At 45.0% G+C, this 21,290-nt stretch carries 25 protein-coding genes; 22 read left to right on the forward strand and 3 right to left on the reverse strand.

The window, feature by feature from the left end:
- Window positions 1–10 precede the first annotated feature (10 nt).
- The gene (gcvPA, locus tag ABHN01_RS11630; protein ID WP_429875668.1) at window positions 11–1,351 is read left to right on the forward strand and encodes an aminomethyl-transferring glycine dehydrogenase subunit GcvPA; all 1,341 of its coding nucleotides are present in this window, start codon (window positions 11–13) and stop codon (window positions 1,349–1,351) included.
- A complete protein-coding gene (gene gcvPB, locus ABHN01_RS11635; protein ID WP_429875669.1) occupies window positions 1,351–2,811 on the forward strand; it encodes an aminomethyl-transferring glycine dehydrogenase subunit GcvPB in 1,461 nt (486 codons plus the stop codon). The genes gcvPA and gcvPB overlap by 1 nt, the downstream gene beginning before the upstream one ends.
- A gap of 43 nt (window positions 2,812–2,854) precedes the next feature.
- Here the strand turns inward: gcvPB and ABHN01_RS11640 are convergent, their stop codons facing one another.
- Entirely contained in the window at window positions 2,855–3,232 is a 378-nt protein-coding gene (locus ABHN01_RS11640; protein ID WP_290400829.1) for a rhodanese-like domain-containing protein, read from the reverse strand.
- A 153-nt stretch (window positions 3,233–3,385) separates the two neighbouring features.
- On the opposite strand from ABHN01_RS11640, the gene ABHN01_RS11645 reads away from it, so the two are divergent.
- The 4 genes from ABHN01_RS11645 (at window position 3,386) to ABHN01_RS11660 (ending at window position 8,734) form a co-directional block, all read left to right on the forward strand.
- Entirely contained in the window at window positions 3,386–4,222 is an 837-nt protein-coding gene (locus ABHN01_RS11645) for a lipoate--protein ligase family protein (RefSeq protein WP_429875670.1), read from the forward strand.
- A 336-nt stretch (window positions 4,223–4,558) separates the two neighbouring features.
- A complete protein-coding gene (locus ABHN01_RS11650; RefSeq protein WP_429875671.1) occupies window positions 4,559–7,117 on the forward strand; it encodes a vitamin B12-dependent ribonucleotide reductase in 2,559 nt (852 codons plus the stop codon).
- Between the two features lie 185 nt (window positions 7,118–7,302).
- Window positions 7,303–7,731: a transcriptional regulator MntR gene (gene mntR, locus ABHN01_RS11655; protein ID WP_091004697.1), complete on the forward strand. Its 429-nt coding sequence runs from the start codon at window positions 7,303–7,305 to the stop codon at window positions 7,729–7,731.
- A 76-nt stretch (window positions 7,732–7,807) separates the two neighbouring features.
- Entirely contained in the window at window positions 7,808–8,734 is a 927-nt protein-coding gene (locus ABHN01_RS11660; RefSeq protein ID WP_429875672.1) for a patatin-like phospholipase family protein, read from the forward strand.
- Here the strand turns inward: ABHN01_RS11660 and ABHN01_RS11665 are convergent.
- Both ABHN01_RS11665 and ABHN01_RS11670 read right to left on the reverse strand, forming a co-directional pair.
- Window positions 8,731–9,090, reverse strand: coding sequence for an SA1362 family protein (locus tag ABHN01_RS11665; protein WP_290400827.1), 360 nt, complete (start codon window positions 9,088–9,090; stop codon window positions 8,731–8,733). The two genes, ABHN01_RS11660 and ABHN01_RS11665, sit on opposite strands and share 4 nt — an antisense overlap.
- A 12-nt stretch (window positions 9,091–9,102) precedes the next feature.
- Window positions 9,103–10,053 carry a DUF1385 domain-containing protein gene (locus tag ABHN01_RS11670; protein ID WP_429875673.1) on the reverse strand — a complete coding sequence of 317 codons (951 nt, stop codon included), beginning with the start codon at window positions 10,051–10,053 and terminating at the stop codon, window positions 9,103–9,105.
- A gap of 189 nt (window positions 10,054–10,242) precedes the next feature.
- On the opposite strand from ABHN01_RS11670, the gene ABHN01_RS11675 reads away from it, so the two are divergent.
- The 16 genes from ABHN01_RS11675 (at window position 10,243) to nusB (ending at window position 21,250) form a co-directional block, all read left to right on the forward strand.
- Complete coding sequence (locus tag ABHN01_RS11675; protein ID WP_429875674.1) at window positions 10,243–10,743, forward strand: YqhR family membrane protein; 501 nt, start codon at window positions 10,243–10,245, stop codon at window positions 10,741–10,743.
- 67 nt (window positions 10,744–10,810) lie between these two features.
- Window positions 10,811–11,245, forward strand: coding sequence for a type II 3-dehydroquinate dehydratase (aroQ, locus tag ABHN01_RS11680; RefSeq protein ID WP_290400824.1), 435 nt, complete (start codon window positions 10,811–10,813; stop codon window positions 11,243–11,245).
- A 26-nt stretch (window positions 11,246–11,271) separates the two neighbouring features.
- A complete protein-coding gene (locus ABHN01_RS11685; RefSeq protein WP_429875675.1) occupies window positions 11,272–12,345 on the forward strand; it encodes a M24 family metallopeptidase in 1,074 nt (357 codons plus the stop codon).
- A gap of 17 nt (window positions 12,346–12,362) precedes the next feature.
- Window positions 12,363–12,920, forward strand: a complete 558-nt coding sequence (gene efp, locus ABHN01_RS11690; protein WP_429875676.1) for an elongation factor P — start codon at window positions 12,363–12,365, stop codon at window positions 12,918–12,920.
- 121 nt (window positions 12,921–13,041) lie between these two features.
- A complete protein-coding gene (gene spoIIIAA, locus ABHN01_RS11695) occupies window positions 13,042–13,986 on the forward strand; it encodes a stage III sporulation protein AA (RefSeq protein ID WP_429875677.1) in 945 nt (314 codons plus the stop codon).
- Window positions 13,983–14,495, forward strand: a complete 513-nt coding sequence (gene spoIIIAB, locus ABHN01_RS11700) for a stage III sporulation protein SpoIIIAB (protein WP_429875678.1) — start codon at window positions 13,983–13,985, stop codon at window positions 14,493–14,495. The genes spoIIIAA and spoIIIAB overlap by 4 nt, the downstream gene beginning before the upstream one ends.
- A gap of 17 nt (window positions 14,496–14,512) precedes the next feature.
- The gene (gene spoIIIAC / locus ABHN01_RS11705) at window positions 14,513–14,719 is read left to right on the forward strand and encodes a stage III sporulation protein AC (protein WP_290400819.1); all 207 of its coding nucleotides are present in this window, start codon (window positions 14,513–14,515) and stop codon (window positions 14,717–14,719) included.
- Window positions 14,720–14,733: 14 nt separating this feature from the next.
- Window positions 14,734–15,123: a stage III sporulation protein AD gene (gene spoIIIAD / locus ABHN01_RS11710; RefSeq protein ID WP_290400968.1), complete on the forward strand. Its 390-nt coding sequence runs from the start codon at window positions 14,734–14,736 to the stop codon at window positions 15,121–15,123.
- A gap of 6 nt (window positions 15,124–15,129) precedes the next feature.
- Complete coding sequence (gene spoIIIAE / locus ABHN01_RS11715) at window positions 15,130–16,332, forward strand: stage III sporulation protein AE (RefSeq protein ID WP_429875679.1); 1,203 nt, start codon at window positions 15,130–15,132, stop codon at window positions 16,330–16,332.
- 12 nt (window positions 16,333–16,344) lie between these two features.
- Window positions 16,345–16,983 (forward strand): stage III sporulation protein AF, encoded by a 639-nt coding sequence (spoIIIAF, locus tag ABHN01_RS11720; RefSeq protein WP_429875680.1) that lies wholly within the window; start codon window positions 16,345–16,347, stop codon window positions 16,981–16,983.
- Complete coding sequence (gene spoIIIAG, locus ABHN01_RS11725) at window positions 16,973–17,632, forward strand: stage III sporulation protein AG (protein WP_290400816.1); 660 nt, start codon at window positions 16,973–16,975, stop codon at window positions 17,630–17,632. The genes spoIIIAF and spoIIIAG overlap by 11 nt, the downstream gene beginning before the upstream one ends.
- 2 nt (window positions 17,633–17,634) lie before the next feature.
- On the forward strand, window positions 17,635–18,183 hold the full coding sequence (locus tag ABHN01_RS11730) for a SpoIIIAH-like family protein (protein WP_290400815.1): 549 nt from the start codon (window positions 17,635–17,637) through the stop codon (window positions 18,181–18,183).
- Window positions 18,184–18,451: 268 nt separating this feature from the next.
- Complete coding sequence (gene accB, locus ABHN01_RS11735; RefSeq protein ID WP_429875681.1) at window positions 18,452–18,952, forward strand: acetyl-CoA carboxylase biotin carboxyl carrier protein; 501 nt, start codon at window positions 18,452–18,454, stop codon at window positions 18,950–18,952.
- 14 nt (window positions 18,953–18,966) lie between these two features.
- A complete protein-coding gene (accC, locus tag ABHN01_RS11740) occupies window positions 18,967–20,328 on the forward strand; it encodes an acetyl-CoA carboxylase biotin carboxylase subunit (RefSeq protein WP_290400813.1) in 1,362 nt (453 codons plus the stop codon).
- Between the two features lie 16 nt (window positions 20,329–20,344).
- On the forward strand, window positions 20,345–20,749 hold the full coding sequence (locus tag ABHN01_RS11745) for an Asp23/Gls24 family envelope stress response protein (protein ID WP_429875682.1): 405 nt from the start codon (window positions 20,345–20,347) through the stop codon (window positions 20,747–20,749).
- 105 nt (window positions 20,750–20,854) lie between these two features.
- Complete coding sequence (gene nusB / locus ABHN01_RS11750; protein ID WP_290400811.1) at window positions 20,855–21,250, forward strand: transcription antitermination factor NusB; 396 nt, start codon at window positions 20,855–20,857, stop codon at window positions 21,248–21,250.
- Window positions 21,251–21,290: the final 40 nt, after the last annotated feature.

Below are 21,290 nucleotides of genomic sequence, written 5' to 3' on the forward strand. Positions count from 1 at the left end.
GGATATTCATATGACGTTTCGTTATCTGCCGATGACAGAGCAAGATAAAAAAGAAATGATGGAAGCTGTCGGTATCGGATCGACAGAAGAACTGTTCAAAGATATTCCAGAAAAGGTTCGATTTAAAGGAGATCTTCAAATTGAAGAAGCCCTTCCTGAGCCGGAACTTGTCACATACATGTCAAGTCTTGCGCAAAAGAACAGAAATACGAAAGACTTTGCAAGCTTTTTAGGTGCTGGTGTTTATGATCATTACACACCGTCCATTGTAAACCATGTCACACTCAGATCAGAGTTCTATACTGCTTATACTCCGTACCAGCCTGAGATCTCTCAGGGAGAACTGCAGGCGATCTTCGAATTTCAGACGATGATCTGTGAACTTACAGGCATGGATGTAGCCAATTCATCCATGTACGATGGGGGAACAGCCCTGGCGGAAGCGGCATTGTTATCCGCAGGACAAACGAAACGCAAAAAGATCATCGTATCCAAAAGCGTACATCCAGAATCGCGTGCGGTTCTTCAAACGTATGCCAACGGACAGTTTCTTCAAGTCGTTGAAGTAGGCACAAAGGACGGTCTTACCGATCTTGACGAGCTGAAAACAGCAGTAGACGGAGAGACCGCCTGTGTACTCGTACAATATCCTAACTTTTTTGGCCAGGTAGAATCATTGAAAGAAATCGAAGAAATCGTACACAATCAAAAAGCGATGTTTGTTGTTTCCAGCAATCCGCTTTCTTTAGGTGTGCTGACGCCTCCTGGTAAATTTGGAGTTGACATCGTTGTGGGAGATGCACAGGTTTTCGGCATTCCACAAGGGTTCGGTGGACCTCACTGCGGATATTTTGCTGTCACACAAAAGCTGATGAGAAAAGTTCCCGGCCGTCTCGTCGGACAGACGGTCGATGAAAACGGCAAAAGAGGTTTTGTGTTGACGCTGCAGGCGCGTGAGCAGCATATCCGCCGTGATAAAGCGACCTCCAACATCTGTTCAAACCAGGCATTGAACGCGCTGGCAGCTTCCGTTGCGATGACCGCCCTCGGTAAACAGGGAATGAAAGAGATCGCAGTTCAAAACATCCAAAAAGCACATTATGCGAAAAATGTGCTTGCTGAAAAAGGACTCAAGATCGCATATGAAGCCCCTTTCTTTAATGAGTTTGTCGTAAAGCTAAACGGACCGGTCAAAGAGATCAATAAAAAATTGCTGGAAAACGGTATGATCGGCGGATATGATCTTGGCCGGGATTATCCTGAACTGAAAAATCATATGCTCATTGCAGTTACCGAATTGCGCACAAAAGCTGAGATTGACAAACTGGCAACGGTATTGGAGGGTCTATAATGAACAATCATGATACAGCACTTATTTTTGAACTATCGAAAGAGGGCAGAGTCGGATACAGCCTTTCCGGTCTTGATGTCCCTGAAGTAAGCCTGGACAGCCTCATTCCTTCCGATTATATCCGTGAAGAGCCAGCTGGGCTTCCAGAAGTATCCGAACTGCAGATCATGCGCCACTATACAGCTCTTTCCAAACGCAACCATGGTGTAGATTCCGGATTCTATCCTCTTGGATCCTGTACGATGAAGTACAATCCAAAAATTAATGAAGACGTGGCACGCTTTCCCGGATTTGCACAGATGCATCCCCTTCAGGACGAAGAAACGGTGCAAGGTGCCATGGAAATGCTTTATAACCTGCAGACTTCTCTTGCTGAAATTACAGGAATGGATGAGGTTACCCTTCAGCCGGCAGCTGGTGCTCATGGGGAGTGGACAGGATTGATGATGATCCGTGCCTACCATGAAGCAAACGGCGACAGGCACCGTACGAAAGTAATCGTTCCTGATTCAGCTCATGGAACGAACCCGGCATCAGCAACCGTTGCTGGATTTGATTCGATCACTGTTAAATCGGATGAGCGCGGACTCGTTGATCTCGATGATCTTCGCCGTGTCGTTGGCGAAGATACAGCGGCTCTTATGCTGACGAACCCGAATACACTCGGTCTTTTTGAAGAGCATATCCTTGAGATGGCAGCGATCGTCCATGAAGCTGGCGGAAAGCTCTACTATGACGGTGCCAATATGAATGCCATTATGGGCTATACTCGTCCAGGGGACATGGGCTTTGATGTTGTCCATTTAAATCTTCATAAAACTTTTACAGGACCTCACGGCGGGGGCGGACCTGGATCCGGTCCGGTTGGAGTAAAGAAGGATTTAATTCCGTTCCTTCCGAAGCCTGTTTTAAAGAAAAAGGGCGAAGGATTCACGTTTGAATACGATCGTCCACAATCCATCGGCCGAGTCAAACCGTATTACGGAAACTTTGGCATCAACGTGCGTGCCTATACGTATATCCGAACGATGGGCCCACAAGGGCTTAAAAAGGTATCAGAGTACGCCGTGCTTAACGCGAACTACTTAATGAGAAGGCTTGAGCCGCATTTCGATCTGCCATTCACCCAGCATTGTAAACACGAGTTTGTATTGTCTGGCAGAAGACAGAAGAAGCTTGGGGTACGTACACTTGATATGGCAAAACGTCTGCTGGATTTCGGTTATCATCCGCCGACGATCTATTTCCCTCTCAGTGTGGAGGAGGCAATCATGATCGAACCGACGGAGACAGAGTCAAAAGAGACCCTTGATGAATTCATCGATGCGATGATTCAAATCGCTCAGGAAGCGGAAAAATCTCCTGAAGTGGTTCAGGAGGCCCCGCATTCTACCGTTGTCAAAAGGCTGGATGAAGCGATGGCCGCTCGTAAACCAGTTTTACGTTATGTAGTAAAGTAGAATAGAAAAGAAAAAGGTTCGGGAGATTGATCCCGAACCTTTTTTAGGATGATTTGACTTTGCCTGTCCATTTTTTAAATCCGCCTCTCAAATGTGAAAGGTCAGTATATTTATTTTTACGCAGGAACTGTGCGGCTCTGGCACTGCGCATGCCGCTCTCACAGTATAAATAGACCGGCTTGTCCTGACGGATTTCAATTTTTCTCTGTTTCATTTGAGTAAGCGGAATGTTCCTTGCACCAAGGATGTGGCCTTTTTTAAATTCCTCCGGTTCACGGACATCAATCAGCTGTGCCTTGCGGTAACCAGCTCTGAACTCCTCTTCGCTCAGCGTTTTTAAATATTTCTTTTGATACAGCGCGGTCACAACGAGATACACGAGAACCGCTGCCAAAATGGCAACAACAATAATCCATTCCATTTCATTTGCACTCCTTTTTTCTATCTCCTCTAATTATATCTTCACCGCCCTTCATAATCAAAAGAATAATATAAAAAAATTGGCAGTAGTTGATGTTTTGACAGGAGTGATAGTTTTGATAAACTAATAGGGTATGAAAAAGGAGATAGTTATATGGAGAGAGAAAAATGGTTATTTATTGATTCTGGAAATTGTGATCCTGCCTATAATATGGCATTGGATGAAGCATTGCTGACGTGGCATAGTGAAGGGAAAATTCCGCCGGTTATCCGGTTTTACGGCTGGAATCCGGCTACGTTGTCCATCGGCTATTTTCAGAAGGCCGAAAAGGAGATCAATCTTGAGGCGGTAGAAAAGTATGGCCTTGGATTTGTGCGCCGTCCGACAGGTGGCCGTGGAGTCCTCCATGATCAAGAGCTTACATACAGTGTGATTGTTACCGAAGAGCATCCGAATATGCCTAAGTCGGTGACAGAAGCGTATAGGGTGATATCCGAAGGAATTCTGCAAGGATTCAGGAACCTTGGTTTAGACGCCTATTTTGCCATTCCAAGAACTGAAGAAGAAAAAGCAGGGCTTAAAAATCCCCGCTCCGCCGTCTGTTTTGATGCGCCCTCCTGGTATGAGCTTGTAGTAGAGGGCAGGAAGGTAGCCGGCAGTGCACAAACCCGCCAAAAAGGGGTTATTCTGCAGCATGGTTCCATCCTGCTGGATCTTGATGAAGACAAGCTTTTTGATCTGTTTGTATACTCCAGTGAGCGTGTCCGTGCGAGGATGCAGAAGGCATTTAAAAATAAAGCAGTAGCGATGAACCAGCTCAGGGAAACACCGGTCACACAAGAAGAAGCGAAGAAAGCTTTCCGTGCAGGGTTTGAGGAAGGATTACAGCTCGATCTCAAGCCCTATACTCTAACCGGTGAGCAGGAGAAGGAAGTAGAACAGATCGCAGAATCAAGATATAGGAGCAAAGAGTGGACATTTAGACGATAAGGGGAAAATCGGGGCAAGATTTTGTTGTCTCGGTTTTTATTTTCTGCTTATGTCAAGGCAGAAAAATTTTTTTGCTTTATTAGACCGGAATCCGGTAAAGCTTGATATCTCAAGGCTTCTCTGTTTGGTTTTTTTTTCAATCGTTAAATGGATAGAATTGAGGGGATTTGAAGCAGGAAAATCATCAATTGCTATGTTTTTCTTAAAAAAGCTTGGTTTTTCTTGTTTGACAAGATAAATGTTTTGACAACAGGTTTACCTATATATAGTATAGTGGTAACTTAACTACATACAACATATAGAAAAAGTTTGGATTTAACCATAAGGAGGAGAATGATGGGAGTAGCAGTACATGACCCTTCAGGAATTAACATTGAGATGCTGAATAAGGATATTGAGCAATTTCCTCAAGTACATCCAGTAACAAGCGACATGAAAACGACACATAAAGGTGTATCACGGTTAGTTATGCTGGACAGATACAGTTTTAAAGACACGGAAAGGAAGACGTTAAAAGAAGGAGATTTCGTTGTATTAACGGTAAAAGAAGATCCGAAGTTCCCGGCCAGAGGACTCGGATACATCGTCAGCATTGACTGGGATGCGAAAACGGCGCGTGTCCGGGTAGAAGACGAATTTAAGGCGGTGCTCGAGAAGCCAGAGGAAGCAGAAACGGGGATCATCAACCGTTCCCTTGATGTGATGGACAAGCCGCTTGAGGTTTATTATGAGCAGATTGCCAAACGGAATGCAACGGGGCTTGCAAGCGTGGAGATGACCGAGGAGAAGCGCAAGGATTCGTTCGAGAAGTTCTACAAAGAACTTTCAGATATAAACTTTATCCCGGCAGGACGTGTGCTGTACGGTGCAGGAGCGGAAACGGACGTCACGTACTTCAACTGCTACGTCATGCCGTATGTGAAGGACTCACGTGAAGGAATCTCCGACCACCGCAAACAGGTCATGGAGATCATGAGCCGAGGCGGCGGTGTAGGAACGAACGGTTCGACCTTAAGACCGAAGAACGCATTGGCGCGCGGAGTGAACGGAAAGTCCTCCGGTTCGGTATCCTGGCTCGATGACATTGCGAAGCTGACCCATTTGGTCGAACAAGGCGGCTCTCGCAGAGGTGCCCAGATGATCATGCTGGCGGACTGGCACCCTGACATTATCGATTTCATCATTTCAAAAATGCAAAATCCGAGGATCCTTCGTTACCTCATCGAAAATACAGAGGACGAAAAGATTAAGCAGGTTGCTCAGGACAAGCTGAAATTTACACCGCTGACGCCGACAGAGAAAGCCATGTATGAAGGAATTCTTCGCTATAAAGAGATTCCGGGTACGGGCGGATTTGACGCCGATGTACACCGTGAAGCCGAGCGCATGCTGCGTGACGGCGGAACCTATAGCGTCCATAACCCTGAATTCCTTACAGGTGCCAATATTTCTGTAACGATTACAAAAGAATTTATGGAAGCTGTAGAAAACGATGAGGAATACGCTCTTCGCTTTCCTAACGTTGAAAATTACACACCGGAAGAAATGAGAGCCTACAATGAAGAATGGCATGAAGCTGGTGACGTAAGAGTCTGGGAAGAAAAGGGCTACAGCATCCGGGTTTATAAAAGAATTAAAGCGAGAGAGCTTTGGAACCTCATTAACATTTGCGCAACCTATTCAGCTGAACCCGGAATCTTCTTTATTGATAATGCCAACGATATGACGAATGCTGTAGCATACGGCCAGAAGGTTGTTGCTACCAATCCGTGCGGAGAACAGCCTCTTGCTCCATATTCTGTCTGTAACCTCGCTGCCGTTAACCTCGGCAACATGGCAGACAAAGAGAACAAGACGATTGATTTTGAGAAATTGGAGCGCACAGTAGAAGTCGGAGTTAGAATGCAAGACAACGTAATCGATGCGACACCTTACTTCCTTGAACCAAACCGTGTTCAGGCGCTAGGGGAACGCCGTGTCGGACTAGGTGTCATGGGTCTTCATGACCTTCTTATCTACTGTGAAACCATCTATGGTTCCGAAGAAGGAAACCGCATGGTAGATAAGATCTTTGAAACGATCGCGACGACTGCTTACCGTACATCCATCGAGTTGGCCAAAGAAAAAGGAAGCTTCCCATTCCTCGTCGGCAAGACGGAAGCAGAAACGAAACAGCTTCGTGAAAACTTCATCAAGACCGGTTATATGAAAAAACTGCCGGAAGATATTCGTCAAGGCATCTTAAAGTACGGCATCAGAAACTCTCACTTATTAACGGTTGCACCAACTGGAAGCACAGGGACAATGGTTGGAGTCTCCACAGGTTTAGAACCTTACTTCTCTTTCTCGTACTTCAGAAGCGGAAGGCTGGGCAAATTCATCGAAGTAAAGGCGGATATCGTCAAAGAATATTTGGACCGAAATCCAGGAGCAGACGAAAACAACCTGCCTGAGTTCTTTGTTTCCGCTATGGAACTGTCACCTGAAGCGCATGCGGACACGCAATGTGTAATCCAGAAATGGGTAGACAGCTCCATCAGTAAAACGGTGAACGCACCGAAGGGCTATTCTGTCGATCAGGTGAAAAAAGTGTATGAGCGGTTATACAAAGGCGGAGCAAAAGGCGGGACCGTATACGTGGACGGAAGCCGTGACGCTCAAGTCTTAACGCTGAAAGCTGAGGAATCATTTGAACAAACAGAAATGAACCTTGGGGAAGAAGAAAAAAGTAAAGTAGTACTTGTAGATACGATTACCGATCTTCGCTCAACAGACGTAACTGTCGGGAATGAGGTTGGCAACACGTGCCCAGTCTGCCGAAAAGGAAAAGTAAAGGAAATCGGCGGCTGCAACACGTGCACGAACTGCAACACACAATTAAAGTGCGGACTATAAGTGATCCATCTGCCATAAAGCCCAAGCGTATTGCGTTTGGGCTTTTTTTGCGGTGTCCTGAGCATGATCCATATTAACCAAAACAGCTAGAAAGAAAGCACAGAATTGATACTGCCTTGTCACCCTTTCTTTTGTATAGTAATATTTTAAACAGAGCAGTGAAAGAATGAATCGGAGGGAACAGCATGCCCCCAACGCCCAGCATGGAAGATTATATTGAACGAATCTATGCGTTAATTGAAGAAAAAGGATACGCCAGGGTTTCTGATCTTGCTGAAAGTCTGGAAGTACATCCCTCCTCAGTTACAAAAATGATACAAAAGCTGGATAAAGGAAAATACCTCGTCTATGAAAAGTATCGCGGATTCGTATTGACGCCAAACGGGAAAAAATTAGGCAAACGCCTCGTTTACCGGCACGAACTGTTGGAAGGTTTTTTAAAAGTCATCGGTGTTGACCAGGAAAAAATCTTTGACGACGTAGAAGGGATCGAGCATCATTTAAGCTGGAATGCCATCGACAGGATCGGGGATCTCCTGCAATATTTTGAGGAAGATCCGCAAAGAGTTGAGGCCTTGAAAGAGATACAGCAAAAAAATCAGGAACAATCATAACCGCGGTTATGATTGTTTTTATTTTGGTTGAATATTGTACTTCCCCTCTTGATTAGGATAATAAAGGGGGGAATTCATGATGATGGTGGATGGGGTTTTCTCAGGCGGAGGCATAAAAGGCATATCTTTGATAGGAGCCATACAGGCAGCAGAAGAGAGGGGCCTTCAATTCAAACGCGTAGCCGGGACGAGTGCCGGGGCGCTCGTCGCTTCTCTCGTAGCAGCAGGATATACTTCCGCTGAACTGAAAGATCTGATTCATAACGTGGAACTGAAACAGTTTCTCGATGAAAAAAAATCGTGGCTGCCGGTTCCTTTTATGAATTGGCTGAAGGTTTACTGGAAGTTAGGCCTGTATAAAGGAGAAGCCCTGGAAAGGTGGGTGAAGGAGCTCTTAAAGGCAAAAGGGATCGAGACTTTTGCTGACCTGCCGGACGATTCCCTTAAAATCATAGCTTCTGATATTACGAGGAGCCGGCTGGTCGTTCTGCCAGACGACCTTCAGGAATATGGGCTGCTGAAAGAGAAGTTTCCCGTTGCCAGGGCAGTGAGAATGAGCTGCAGTATTCCCTATTTTTTTTACCCCATCACACTTTATAACCGTCTTGGGCAAAAAAGCTATATTGTGGATGGAGGGGTATTGAGCAATTTTCCGATCTGGCTGTTTCAGCGAAAAGACCGGACATCAGAGCGGCCGGTCCTTGGCTTTCAGTTAAGCTCATCGTACGGAAATATTCCAGCACATAAAGTGAACAATGCCTTTAATCTTTTTAAAGCGCTGTTTCAAACGATGATGGAAGCACACGATAATCGGCATATTTCCAAATATGATGCCAGGGACATCATATTTATCCCGATCAAGGAAATTTCCGTCGTGGATTTTGAGCTTCCGGAAGAAACAAAAAACGCAATGATGGACTTCGGTTATCTGCAGGGGACCGAGTTCTTGAACCGGTGGGTAGCAGGCAAGAAAATATGGACTCCATATAAAAATCGAGCTTAAAAAGAAGCTCGATTTTTTTTCTTATTCTTTTTTCCTTCAATCACAGTGAGGTGATGTTCTTTTTTTCGCTTTTTGAAGGGAGCTGGTTTGTTTGAAGTCAGGCTCTTTTTAATCGGTGCAGCAGACTGGCTATACTTTCGTTTGGACTGCTTTACCGCTTTTTTGTATTTTCCGTTCTCACCGGGACGAAACCGCTGAAAAATAAAGTAAAAGAGAGCGACAATCACCCCGACCATGAGCAACTGCGTGATTAACTTTTGAGGTGAAAAGATTAATTGTGACCCAAGTCCAATTACTGCCAACACGATAATGACCCAAATGACTGGATGAAATGATTTGCGATGCAACAGGTTCACCTCCTTGAAGGTTTAAACGATTTTTGTACTGTTTTCAAGTTTTCTTTTTTCATGCTCGGCATCCCGCCGGAGCATCTCGTTAAATGAAAGGATGGCCACTTCAGTCTGTTCACGGTCAGGTTCTTTCGTGGTGAGAAGCTGAAGCCATAAACCCGGAAACCCGAGATATTTTAGAACAGGGACGTTCCTTAGTTTGTTCGTAATCTGCAAAACTTCAAAAGAAATACCGAGGACTACGGGAATCAGTACGAGCCTGTAAACGACTCTCTGCCATAGGGGATCAGATGGAACGAACAGATAGATAAAGACTCCTACTACTACTGTAAACAGGATAAAACTGCTTCCGCAGCGGTAGTGAAGCCGTGATTGTTTCTTAACATTATCAACGGTAAGTTCAAAACCGTTCTCGTAGGCATTGATCACTTTGTGTTCCGCTCCGTGGTATTGGAAAACTCTCTTTATGGTTGGAGTTAAAGAAACAAAGTAAATGTACGATAAGAGAAAGAGAAACTTAAAGAATCCCTCCAGCAGGTTTTGGCCGATATGGCTTTCCACCCAAGGCCGGAATGCTTCTGCAAGAAAAACAGGAACAAGAGTGAAAACGAATTTTGCAAACAAGAAAGAGATGATTCCGATTACCGCCAGACTGAAAACGAACATTGCTTTGGATGAGGAAGGTTCATCCTTTTTTATTTCCTCTCCCGGAGGGATGTTATACCGTTCAGTAGAGAAGTTCAAATGTTTGGTTCCGTTTGAACTGGCCTCAAGTATCGCTGCGATCCCCCGCAGAAAAGGTATCTTTTTAATTCTGTTCAGCCAGGGGTTGTAGCGTTTAAGCAATTCAAAGTACTCAATACTGTCATCATTCCTGCGGATGGCGGTAACATATGTGTGCTTGCCGGCAAACATCACCCCTTCGACGACTGCCTGGCCGCCGTATGCCGGTTTTTTGTTTTCTGTCATTTCTACACCTCAACCCTTTATGTTTATTAGCTTAATTCTACAGGAAAACGCTATAAACCTCTAGGCAATCGTGCGTTATCTTCATTTTTCCCATTTTATACATTTTTAACACGGAATATTAATAGAACACAACTTATTGAAAGTGGAGGAAGAAAACGGGACATACTGTAACTATGGAGGTGTTTTCCAATGAATGATTTTAAACAGGACAAGAACAAACGGGATGAGGCGATGTCCTTTATGGCCAGGGTGGTGAGTGTAGGGTTTTTTGGAGGACTGTTCTGGGGGATTGTCGGTTATTTTGCTTACTACCTCAATTTGTCCAAAATTGGACCGGCACTCATTCTGGCACCATGGGCGCTAGGAAAGTGGAAATCCCAATGGCTTGGCCAGCTCATCGGCGTGATCGCCATTTCTCTAATTTCCATCCTGGTTGCTATTTGCTACCGCTATCTGCTATCAAGAGTTAAAAGTATGGTGGGTGGCCTGACCTTTGGTATCCTTCTCTGGGTCATAGTATTTTACTTGCTTCATCCCATCTTTCCGGGTTTAGAGCCAATCAGTCAATTAGGAAGGAATACGATTGCCACAACACTGTGCTTGTATATTTTGTATGGTGTATTCGTAGGATACTCGATATCGTTTGAGTTTCAGGAGCTGCAATCAGCACAAAGCCGGGAAAATACCTAACTATTCAAAAAAATGACGGTATGATAGAATGTTCATGGAACATTCTATTTTTTAAGGGGACCAAATCATGGATAAAATACTGGTCATCAACGGCCCGAATCTGAATCGTCTCGGTACCAGGGAACCTACCATCTATGGGAATGATACGCTCGCCGCTCTGGAAAAACAACTCATTCATTTCGGTGAAAGCAAAAACGTAAAGGTTGAATGCAGACAATCCAATCATGAGGGAGCCATATTGGATTGGATTCATGAAGCAGAGAAAGAATATTCCGGGATTGTCCTGAACGCAGGGGCCTTTACACATTATAGTTATGCGATTAGGGATGCCATTGCAAGTGTGAATATCCCGGTTATCGAAGTACATATTTCAAACATTCATGCAAGAGAGGAATTTCGTCATCATTCCGTCATTGCACCTGTTGCAGCAGGACAGATCGCTGGACTTGGATTCAAAGGGTATGAACTTGCGGTGTTAGCGCTGCTGCATGAGATCAGCTGAAATTTGTCATTAGGGGAGGAAAAGGCATGTCAAGATTAGAGAAATTAAGAGCGGAGTTACAAAAGCATCATATCGATGGGATCATTGTAACATCCGGGAAGAACAGACGATATCTCAGCGGGTTCACTGGAAGTTCTGGTGTGCTTGTGATCTCTGAAAAAGAAGCGAAGCTCATAACGGATTTCAGGTATGTGGATCAGGCAGCAGCACAGGCGAAAGACTTTGAGATTATCAGGCATACCTCAGCGATTCAGGAAAAAGCCGTACAAGCTGCAGCGGAAATGGGGATCAAGAAAGCCGGCTTTGAGCAGGATTATCTCAGCTTCTCACAATATCGGACATACGAGAAGTATACAAGCAGCCAGGATACAGAGCTTGTGCCAATTTCCGGCCTTATTGAAAAGTTACGCTTGATTAAGGATAATTCAGAGATTAAGATATTAAAGGAAGCCGCACAAATTGCCGATGCAGCCTTCTCCCACATTACTTCTTACATAAGGCCAGGCCGGACGGAGCTTGAAGTCTCCAATGAACTTGAATTTTTCATGAGGAAGAATGGGGCAGCATCTTCTTCGTTCGATATAATTGTCGCATCTGGCTATCGTTCTGCACTTCCCCATGGAGTAGCTTCTGAGAAGAAAATCAGTGAAGGGGAACTGGTAACCCTTGATTTTGGAGCATACTATAAAGGCTATTGCTCGGATATCACGCGAACAGTTGCTGTAGGTGAAATTTCTTCAGAGCTGCGGAAGATTTATGAAACGGTTTATCAAGCACAGGCACGGGGAATGCAGGGAATAAAACCGGGAATGACTGGAAAACAGGCAGATGCCTTAACAAGGGATTACATTGCCGAACAAGGCTACGGTGAATATTTTGGGCATTCGACGGGCCATGGCATTGGCCTTGACGTTCACGAAGGGCCTAGTCTTGCTGTCCATTCAGACACCATTCTTGAGCCGGGGATGATGGTAACGGTGGAACCGGGAATCTATGTTTCCGGTTTAGGCGGAGTAAGGATTGAAGATGATGCCCTTATTACCGAACAGGGGAATGAATCTCTTACTCATTCCACAAAAGAACTGCTTATTTTAGGTTAGTATCAGGAGGAAAAACGATGATTTCAGTTAATGATTTTAGAACAGGATTAACCATTGAGGTAGACGGGGGAATCTGGCAAGTGATGGAGTTTCAGCACGTAAAACCGGGTAAAGGAGCGGCTTTCGTTCGTTCGAAGCTTCGCAATCTCCGTACAGGGAGCATTCAGGAAAAAACATTCCGCGGCGGTGAAAAAGTAGCGAAAGCTCATATTGAGAACAGAAGAATGCAATACCTTTACGCTTCTGGGGATACACACACATTCATGGACAACGAGACCTATGAACAAACTGAGCTGACTTCTGCTCAGCTTGAGCATGAATTGAAATTCCTTCTTGAGAACATGGTAGTGCAAATCATGACGTACCAAGGAGAAACGATTGGAGTGGAACTTCCGAACACGGTAGAATTGGAAGTTACTGAAACAGAACCCGGAATTAAGGGAGATACTGCTTCAGGCGGGTCCAAACCTGCTACCCTGGAAACAGGCTTGATTGTACAAGTTCCTTTCTTCATCAACCAAGGCGACAAATTAATCATCGACACACGTTCAGGCGACTACGTTTCTCGAGCGTAAGTCAATACGGCCACAAAGCTTCATTCCAAACGGGGAATGGAGCTTTTTTGTGTTTATGCAGGTCATAAAGCGTGCTGGCAAGCATAAGGTATAATACCTATTTCTTTTTGGGGTGGTGCGCTTGGAAAATGTGATGGCTGTGTTGCCGGAAGCTGTTTGTGAACTCATAAAAAAATACCCGAAAGAACGGATCGGACAACTGGAGGAAATCCGTTTTCGCCTGCAGAGACCACTGGAGCTGATTATTAATGGCCAGCCGGAGTATCCTTCCTGCGGCTCGGGATATTATCTCGTCCGTCCTGAGGACGGGGTACAGCTGATCAATAAGTTAAGCCGCTATTCCTTGTACGCTCTTGAGGAAGAATTGAAGAGAGGCTATATCACGATAAAGGGCGGACACCGTGTGGGGCTCGCTGGCAGGGTAATCACTGAAAAAGGGGAAGTAAAAGCAATCCGGGACATTGGTTCCTATAATATCCGTATCGCACGAGAAAAAATCGGGAGCGCAGATCCTTTCCTGCCGAGTCTATATGAAAACCGCCGCTGGCTGAACACACTGATTGTCGGAGCTCCGCAGACAGGAAAAACTACCCTGCTTCGGGACTTGGCCCGAGCGGTCAGTACGGGATGCCCAGAGAAGAAAATACCTTCAAGCAAGGTTGGCATTGTTGATGAGCGTTCAGAGATTGCAGGAAGTGTGAAGGGGATCCCGCAGTTTGTGCTGGGCCAAAGAGTGGACGTGCTCGACGCCTGTCCAAAAGCTGAGGGAATGATGATGATGATCCGATCGATGAGCCCCGAAGTGCTCATCGTAGATGAAATTGGAAGAAAAGAAGATGCAGAGGCCATACTCGAGGCGATGAATGCCGGAGTGGGAATGATGATGACCGTTCACGGACACTCCCTTGAAGAAGCGCTCCGGCGTCCTGCCATATCTCCGCTTGCTGAGATGAAGCTTTTTGACAGGTATATTGAATTGACAAGGACAGGCAAGCCAGGCACCGTCCGAGGAATATATGATGCGAACCAAAAACGTATAACGGCAGAACTGAAGGCGATCACATGAACTGGTTGGGAGCTGTCCTTATTCTTGTGTCGACCACATGGATCGGTTTTGAACTGGCTAAAAAGGTAAGAGAAAGGCCGAAGCAGCTGAGGCAGCTGAAGGTAGGCCTTCAATCTCTTGAGGCAGAAATCATGTACGGCCTCATTCCGCTGGATGAAGCTTTCTTACATCTGAGTTCCCAGCTGAAAGGGCCGGTCGCCCGCTTTTTCCTTGAGGTATCTAATCGACTGGATGAATCGGCTTCCTCTGTTCTAGAAGCATGGGAAGAAAGTTTAGCAGGACTGTCTGATGCTTCTGCGTTCAATAAAGAAGAGATTGAAATTCTCAGGCAGTTTGGTGCAACGCTCGGCCGGCACGACCGGGAAAACCAGCAAAGACAGATCAAACTAACCCTCTCACATCTTGAGAGGGAGCTTGCTGAAGCGAACGAAGCACAGGTGAAGTATGAAAGAGTGTACAAAAGCCTCGGCATACTTACCGGGCTGCTTCTCATCATTTTACTGTTCTAGGCATGGGAGGAAATCAGATGGGTTTTGACGTGAATGTCGTCTTTCAAATCGCCGGTCTCGGAATCATAGTAGCGATGCTGCATAGTGTTCTGAAGATGGTTGGAAAAGAAGATTATGCACATTGGGTGACACTCCTAGGGTTCATCGTGGCATTATTTATCGTTATTTCACTGTTAAGCGACCTGTTTCAAAAAGTGAAAGGCGTCTTTCTTTTTCAAAACTGAAGGGGGTATCCAACATTGAGATTCTTCAAATCGTGGGATTAGGTTTAATAGGTACGTTTCTTGCCCTCATACTGAAAGAACAAAAAACATCCTTTGCCTTTTTGCTGACGCTCGTTGTGGGAATTACAATCTTCCTATTTTTGATCGACCAGATTGCTCTAGTGTTAAGAATGCTGGAGCACCTGGCTGAAGAAGCACATATCAATCTAATGTACGTTGAAACCATTATGAAGATCATCGGCATCGCATATATTGCCGAGTTCGGTTCGCAGATTACAAGGGATGCTGGGCAGGGCGCAATTGCTGCCAAGATTGAACTCGCCGGTAAAATCCTCATTCTTGTCATGGCCATTCCGATTTTATCTATCATCATTGAGACGGTCATAAACCTGATTCCGAGGTAGGAGGTGATGAAGACGGTTCAGCACCAAACTTTTTCTACTAAAATTCTCATTCTATTTCTTGTACTCTATGGCCTTTATACATGGGGCAGCGAGGTGCAGCCTGCGAGCGCCTCTTCCATCACCCAGAACATCATGGATGAACAGCTATCCAAGCTGGGAGTAGAAGACATTAAAGAATATTGGACAACCATTATGACAGAATATGGGGGATTTTTGCCGGAAACCCAAAAAGGATCATTGCTTGATTTCATAAAAGGGGAAAAAGATTTCAGTATTAAAGCATGGGCGTTAGGCATATTAAAGTACTTATTCTATGAAGTTCTCATTCAAGGAAAACTCCTTGGCACTTTGATTTTGCTCACTGTTTTCAGCATGCTGCTGCAGACGATACAGAATGCCTTTGAACACCACAGCATCAGCAGGGTGGCCTATTCTATCATCTATATGGTGCTCATCATCCTTGCTTTAAACAGCTTTCATATTGCCATGCAGTATGCTCAGGGGGCCATCAGCACAATGATGGACTTTATGATGGCCCTCGTCCCCCTGCTGCTTGCTTTGATGGCCACCGTGGGCAGTGTGACATCCGTTGCTTTTTTTCATCCGGTCATCGTGTTCCTTGTAAACTCGAGCGGCCTTCTTATCAACAATTTTGTTCTTCCGCTTCTTTTCTTGTCGGCCTTGTTAAGCATTGTGAGTACACTGTCTGAGCATCATAAGGTCACACAGCTGGCCAAGCTGCTAAGATCACTTGCAATGGGAGCTCTGGCGGTTTTTTTCACGGTTTTTCTCAGTGTAATCAGCGTTCAGGGAGCGACAACAGCGGTCGCTGACGGGATCACGGTCAAAACGGCCAAGTTTATTACCGGCAATTTCATACCGGTCGTCGGCAGGATGTTCACAGATGCAACGGATACAGTGATGAGCGCTTCCGTCCTTTTAAAGAATACTGTAGGGATTGCAGGCGTTGCCATCTTGTTTCTCCTGGCTGTATTTCCGGCCATTAAAGTACTTGCGCTAGGATTTATCTTCAGTTTTGCGGCTGCTGTCCTGCAGCCGTTAGGGGGCGGCCCAATCATCGAATGCCTCGGGATTATAGGGAAAAGCGTCCTGTATATCTTTGCTGCCCTGGCAACCGTCTCCATCATGTTTTTTCTTGCGGTAACTGTTATTGTAGCAGCTGGAAATCTATCATTAATGATCCGTTAGCGGGAGGCCATGATGAATTTTTTGACGGACTGGATTTCGAATATCGTTCTGATCATTCTTCTTGCGGTCATTGTAGATCTGCTCATCCCAAACAGCAGCTTTCAAAAATATATCAAAATGGTGGTCGGCCTGCTCCTCATTCTGGCCATCCTCAATCCGATCCTCAAGATTGCAGGTTCCAATGTGGACAAAGTGTTTGAGGCGATTGGCGTAGAGCATCAATTTAATGAGAGTGATATAAAAAATTCGATAGAAAAGAATAAAAAAGAAATACAAGACTCCCAATCTGCATATATTTTAGAACAAACGCGTGTCCACATGGAAAACCTAGTTAAAGAGGAGTTGAAGGCAAACTATGGTGTAGCGATACTGAGTCTGCAATTGATACCGAAAAGTGGACCGTCTCAAGGCGAGCTGACAGCAAAAACAATAGATTCAGTCCACGTCGTCATTGGACAGGGCGGAGATCAGAAGGACATTTCAGTCCCTGCAGTCAAGAAAGTAGAAATTAACGCCGATCAGCCTGTTCAGAAAGAGAAAGAAACACAAATAGAAGCGAAGCCGATTCAAACGTTCCTAGCAAAGAAATGGCAGATGAAAAAGGAAAACGTACTGATCTTTACGGAAGGAGGAGAGGAAAATGGCGGGTAACAACAGCAGCAAGAACGGGCTTCAAAAAATAATGGCCCTGCTGCCCGGCGGAAATGGAAAAAAAGGCCCGCCACCTTATATATGGCTGCTGTTGCTGCTGGGCTTCGCCATCATGATTGCGAGTAAAATTTTCAGCCCGTCACCGTCGGAAAATGGAAGTCTGCCGACCGCTGGCATTAAAGCTCCGGACGAAGCAAAAACGGTATTTAAACCATCCGGGACCTCTTCTTCAAAGAAGTTCAGAGAGTACGAAGACAATTATGAAACACAGTTGAGAGATATCCTCGAGCAGATCTCCGGCGTAAAGAAGGTAAGGGTAATGGTTACCCTGGATACGACGGAGACGAAGGAGATCGAGAAGAACGAGAGAAGGCAAAACCAGACTACGAAGGAAACGGATAAAAATGGCGGGGAACGAACGATCAATGATATTAAAACGGATGAAGAAGTGGTGACGATAAAGAGCGGAGATGAAGAAAGGCCGATCATCATTACGACGGAGAAGCCAAAAGTCCGCGGAGTGATTGTTGCCGCTGAAGGAGCAGAAAACCTGCGCATCAAAGAAATGATCATAGATGCAGTAACAAAGGTTTTTGATATCGGAAGTGACAGAGTGTCAGTGATACCGAAAAAATTTGAGGGGGAATAGAAATGCTATTAAAGAAACAAACCGTTTGGCTGCTAACGATGCTTAGCTTGATTATCGTCCTTTCCGTATATTATATTACGGCTCCAGGTTCAGGAGACGACCTTGCCTATCTTGAAAAAGGGAAAAATACAGCCTCTACCAAGCAGGAGCAGCCAGCAAAGAACAAGAAAGGATCTGATGCGGCTGTTACGAGTGCGGCAGGAGATGATCTTTTTACCGCTCTTCGAATGAAAAGAGACGAAACACGAGATGAACTGAGCAGCAAATATACGGCAGCGATTGCTTCTCCAAATGCCTCTGCTGAGGTACAGGCTGAAGCACTTGCAAAAATATCAGAGCTTCAATCTCTCACGATGAAAGAGTCCACACTGGAGACCTTAATTAAAACCATGGGCTACGATGATGCTCTCGTCAACACGATGGATAATGAAGTGAGAATCATCGTCAAAGGGAAGCATTCTTCAAATGAGGCGGTTAAAATTATGAAAAAAGCAGAAGAACAGCTAGGAAACAAGCAAGTGGCAGTCGAATTTCAAAAACCTGCAAAATAAGCCGGGGATAACGCCCCGGCTTTTTATAATCAGGAATTTTCGTAAAGTAGTATGTTAAGCCTGAACGTTGGTCAAGATGATACTGAAGAAAAAATGGAGCAATCGCTTACATTCAATGCAGATTACATGTATTATGTACATGTATAGCGATTAAAACTATTCTTTAGGCCCAGATTATGATATGATTTGCTAGTACCAGGTAACAATAGAAGGTGCTAAGATACGGCATACAACACCGTGTATCGATTGAAAAAGGAGTGGAATTTTCGTGTTTAAAATACAAGAAATCCGAGAACTGATTAAACTAATTGACAAATCCAGTATTGACGAATTTCAATATGAAAATGACGGTGAAAAAATCGTCCTTAAGAAAAATGAGACAAGTATACAGCAAGACTTAGAGCAAGCAGCTGTACCGGCAGCAATTCAAACCGCGCCTCCTGCACAAGCTGTTCAGCCAGCTGCTGCACCATCAGCACCTGCAGAAGCTCCAGCAGCTCCTGTGGCTGAAAAGAAAGAAGATGCCAACTTACATAAGATTGAATCCCCAATGGTTGGTACGTTCTACGCATCCCCATCACCGGAAACCCCTGTTTATGTCAAAACAGGGGATAAAGTCAGCAAAGATTCCATCGTTTGTATCATTGAAGCGATGAAGCTGTTTAATGAAATTGAAGCAGAAGTAAACGGGGAAATCGTTGAAATCCTTGTTGAAAACGGGCAACTCGTAGAGTATGGACAGCCCCTCTTTTTAGTTAAAGCGGAATAGAGGTGTCTTCTACAATGATTAAAAAGCTGTTAGTTGCGAACCGGGGGGAAATTGCCGTCCGGATTATCAGAGCATGTAAAGAATTAAACATAGAAACAGTAGCTGTCTATTCTGAAGCAGATAAGGATGCCCTGCATGTTCGTCTTGCCGATGAAGCATATTGCATTGGGCCAAAATCTTCCAAAGACAGCTACTTAAACTTCACAAACATAATGAGCACGGCGATGCTTACAGGAAGTGACGCCATCCATCCGGGCTATGGATTCTTGGCTGAGAATGCTGACTTTGCTGAGATCTGCTCCGAGTGCAACGTAAAGTTTGTCGGGCCAAGTGCTGATGCGATCAACAAAATGGGGATTAAAGACGTTGCGCGCGCGACGATGAAAGAAGCCGGCGTACCGATCGTACCCGGTTCAAACGGAATCATTTCGAGTAAAGAAGAAGCAATTGAACTTGCGGAAGAAATTGGGTATCCTGTTATTATCAAAGCCACTGCTGGCGGCGGAGGTAAAGGAATACGGATCGCGAAGACAGAGGCTGAACTCATAAAGGGAATCTCCATCACTCAGCAGGAAGCTGCAACAGCTTTCGGAAACCCGGGAGTATACATTGAAAAGTTCATTGAAGATTTCCGCCATGTTGAAATTCAAGTACTTGCTGATAATTACGGAAATGTCGTGCATCTTGGTGAAAGGGACTGCAGTATTCAAAGACGGCTGCAGAAGCTTTTAGAAGAAACACCATCACCCGCCATCTCCCCAGAAAAACGCGAGGAGATGGGACGTGCCGCTGTGAGGGCAGCAGAAGCGGTTAATTATTCAGGGGCCGGAACCGTTGAATTTATCTTTGACCATAATACGGGTGATTTTTATTTCATGGAAATGAACACGCGCATACAGGTTGAACATCCGGTGACAGAGATGGTTACCGGAATTGACTTGATCAAGCAGCAGATCCGTGTAGCTTCTGGTGAACATTTAAGTGTTTCCCAAGGAGATATTGAATTCCAGGGATGGGCCATCGAGTGCCGTATTAACGCCGAGAATCCGGATAAGAATTTTATGCCGTCTGCAGGCAAGATTGAAATGTACCTGCCGCCTGGCGGATTGGGTGTGCGCGTAGATTCAGCGGCTTATCCGGGCTATACGATTCCTCCGTACTATGATTCGATGATTGCGAAAGTGATCACGTACGGAAAAACGAGACAAGAAGCAATCGACCGAATGAAGAGGGCATTGAATGAATTTGTGATTGAGGGTGTCCATACGACGATCCCGTTCCACTTGCGCCTTCTAAATCACGCTACATTTGTAAACGGCGACTTTAATACAAAGTTTTTAGAAATTCATGACTTGACGTCAAAGTCTGTAAAATAGCATGGAGGTGTAAACAATGAGTGAGCTTACATTTGAAATGGAAGAGCATCATTCTGAACTTGGACGAGTGGAAATATCTCCTGAAGTTATTGAAGTAATTGCAAGCATCGCTGCTTCTGATGTAGAGGGAGTCGCTTCAATGCGAGGGAACTTTGCGACGGGTGTTGCCGAGCGATTTGGGAAAAAATCTCATAGCAAGGGTGTAAAAGTTGAGCTTGGAGAAGAAGGGATTGCCATCAGTGTTTATGTGATCATGAATTATGGTGTCTCCATACCTGAAGTGGCACAGTCTATCCAGGATCACATCCGGCAGGGACTTAAGAATATGACAGCCCTTGAGGCGAGTGAGATCAACATATTTGTTGTCGGTGTCCAGTTTGAAGCAAAAGAAAAGCAGCTGGAAGCACCTGAAGCATACTGATAAAGGGGATTCTCATATCCCCTTTATTTTTTTGCGATTGTTAACTCTTTAGGACATATGATATGATTTCACTTATATTATGGTACGAACGAAAGGAAGTAAAAAATGAAACGTAGGCTTGCAAGAGAAAAGGCATTTCAATCTTTGTTCCAAATTGAGGTCAGCGATATCCAACCGGAAGCTGCGATCGCGCATGTATTGGAAGAAGGAGAAAAGGAAGATGAATTTCTTCATTCCCTTGTGTTCGGCACTGTTGAAAATAAACAGGAGATCGATGAAATCATTTCCAATCATTTGGAAAACTGGAGTTTTTCCCGTTTAGCGAATGTTGAAAAGGCAGTTCTTCGCCTCGCTGTTTACGAAATGCAGTTTCTTGGGGATATTCCCGTTAATGTATCAATGAATGAAGCGATTGAACTTGCAAAGGTCTTCGGAGGAGAAGAGTCAGGCCGTTTTGTAAACGGTGTTCTCGTAAAAATTGTCCAGCATTTTTCAAAATAGTGTACCAGCAAGAAATGCGGTAAGTGCGAAAAAGGAGACG

The organism is Fictibacillus sp. NRS-1165 (assembly GCF_050468105.1).
Taxonomy (GTDB): domain Bacteria; phylum Bacillota; class Bacilli; order Bacillales; family Fictibacillaceae; genus Fictibacillus_C; species Fictibacillus_C terrinigri.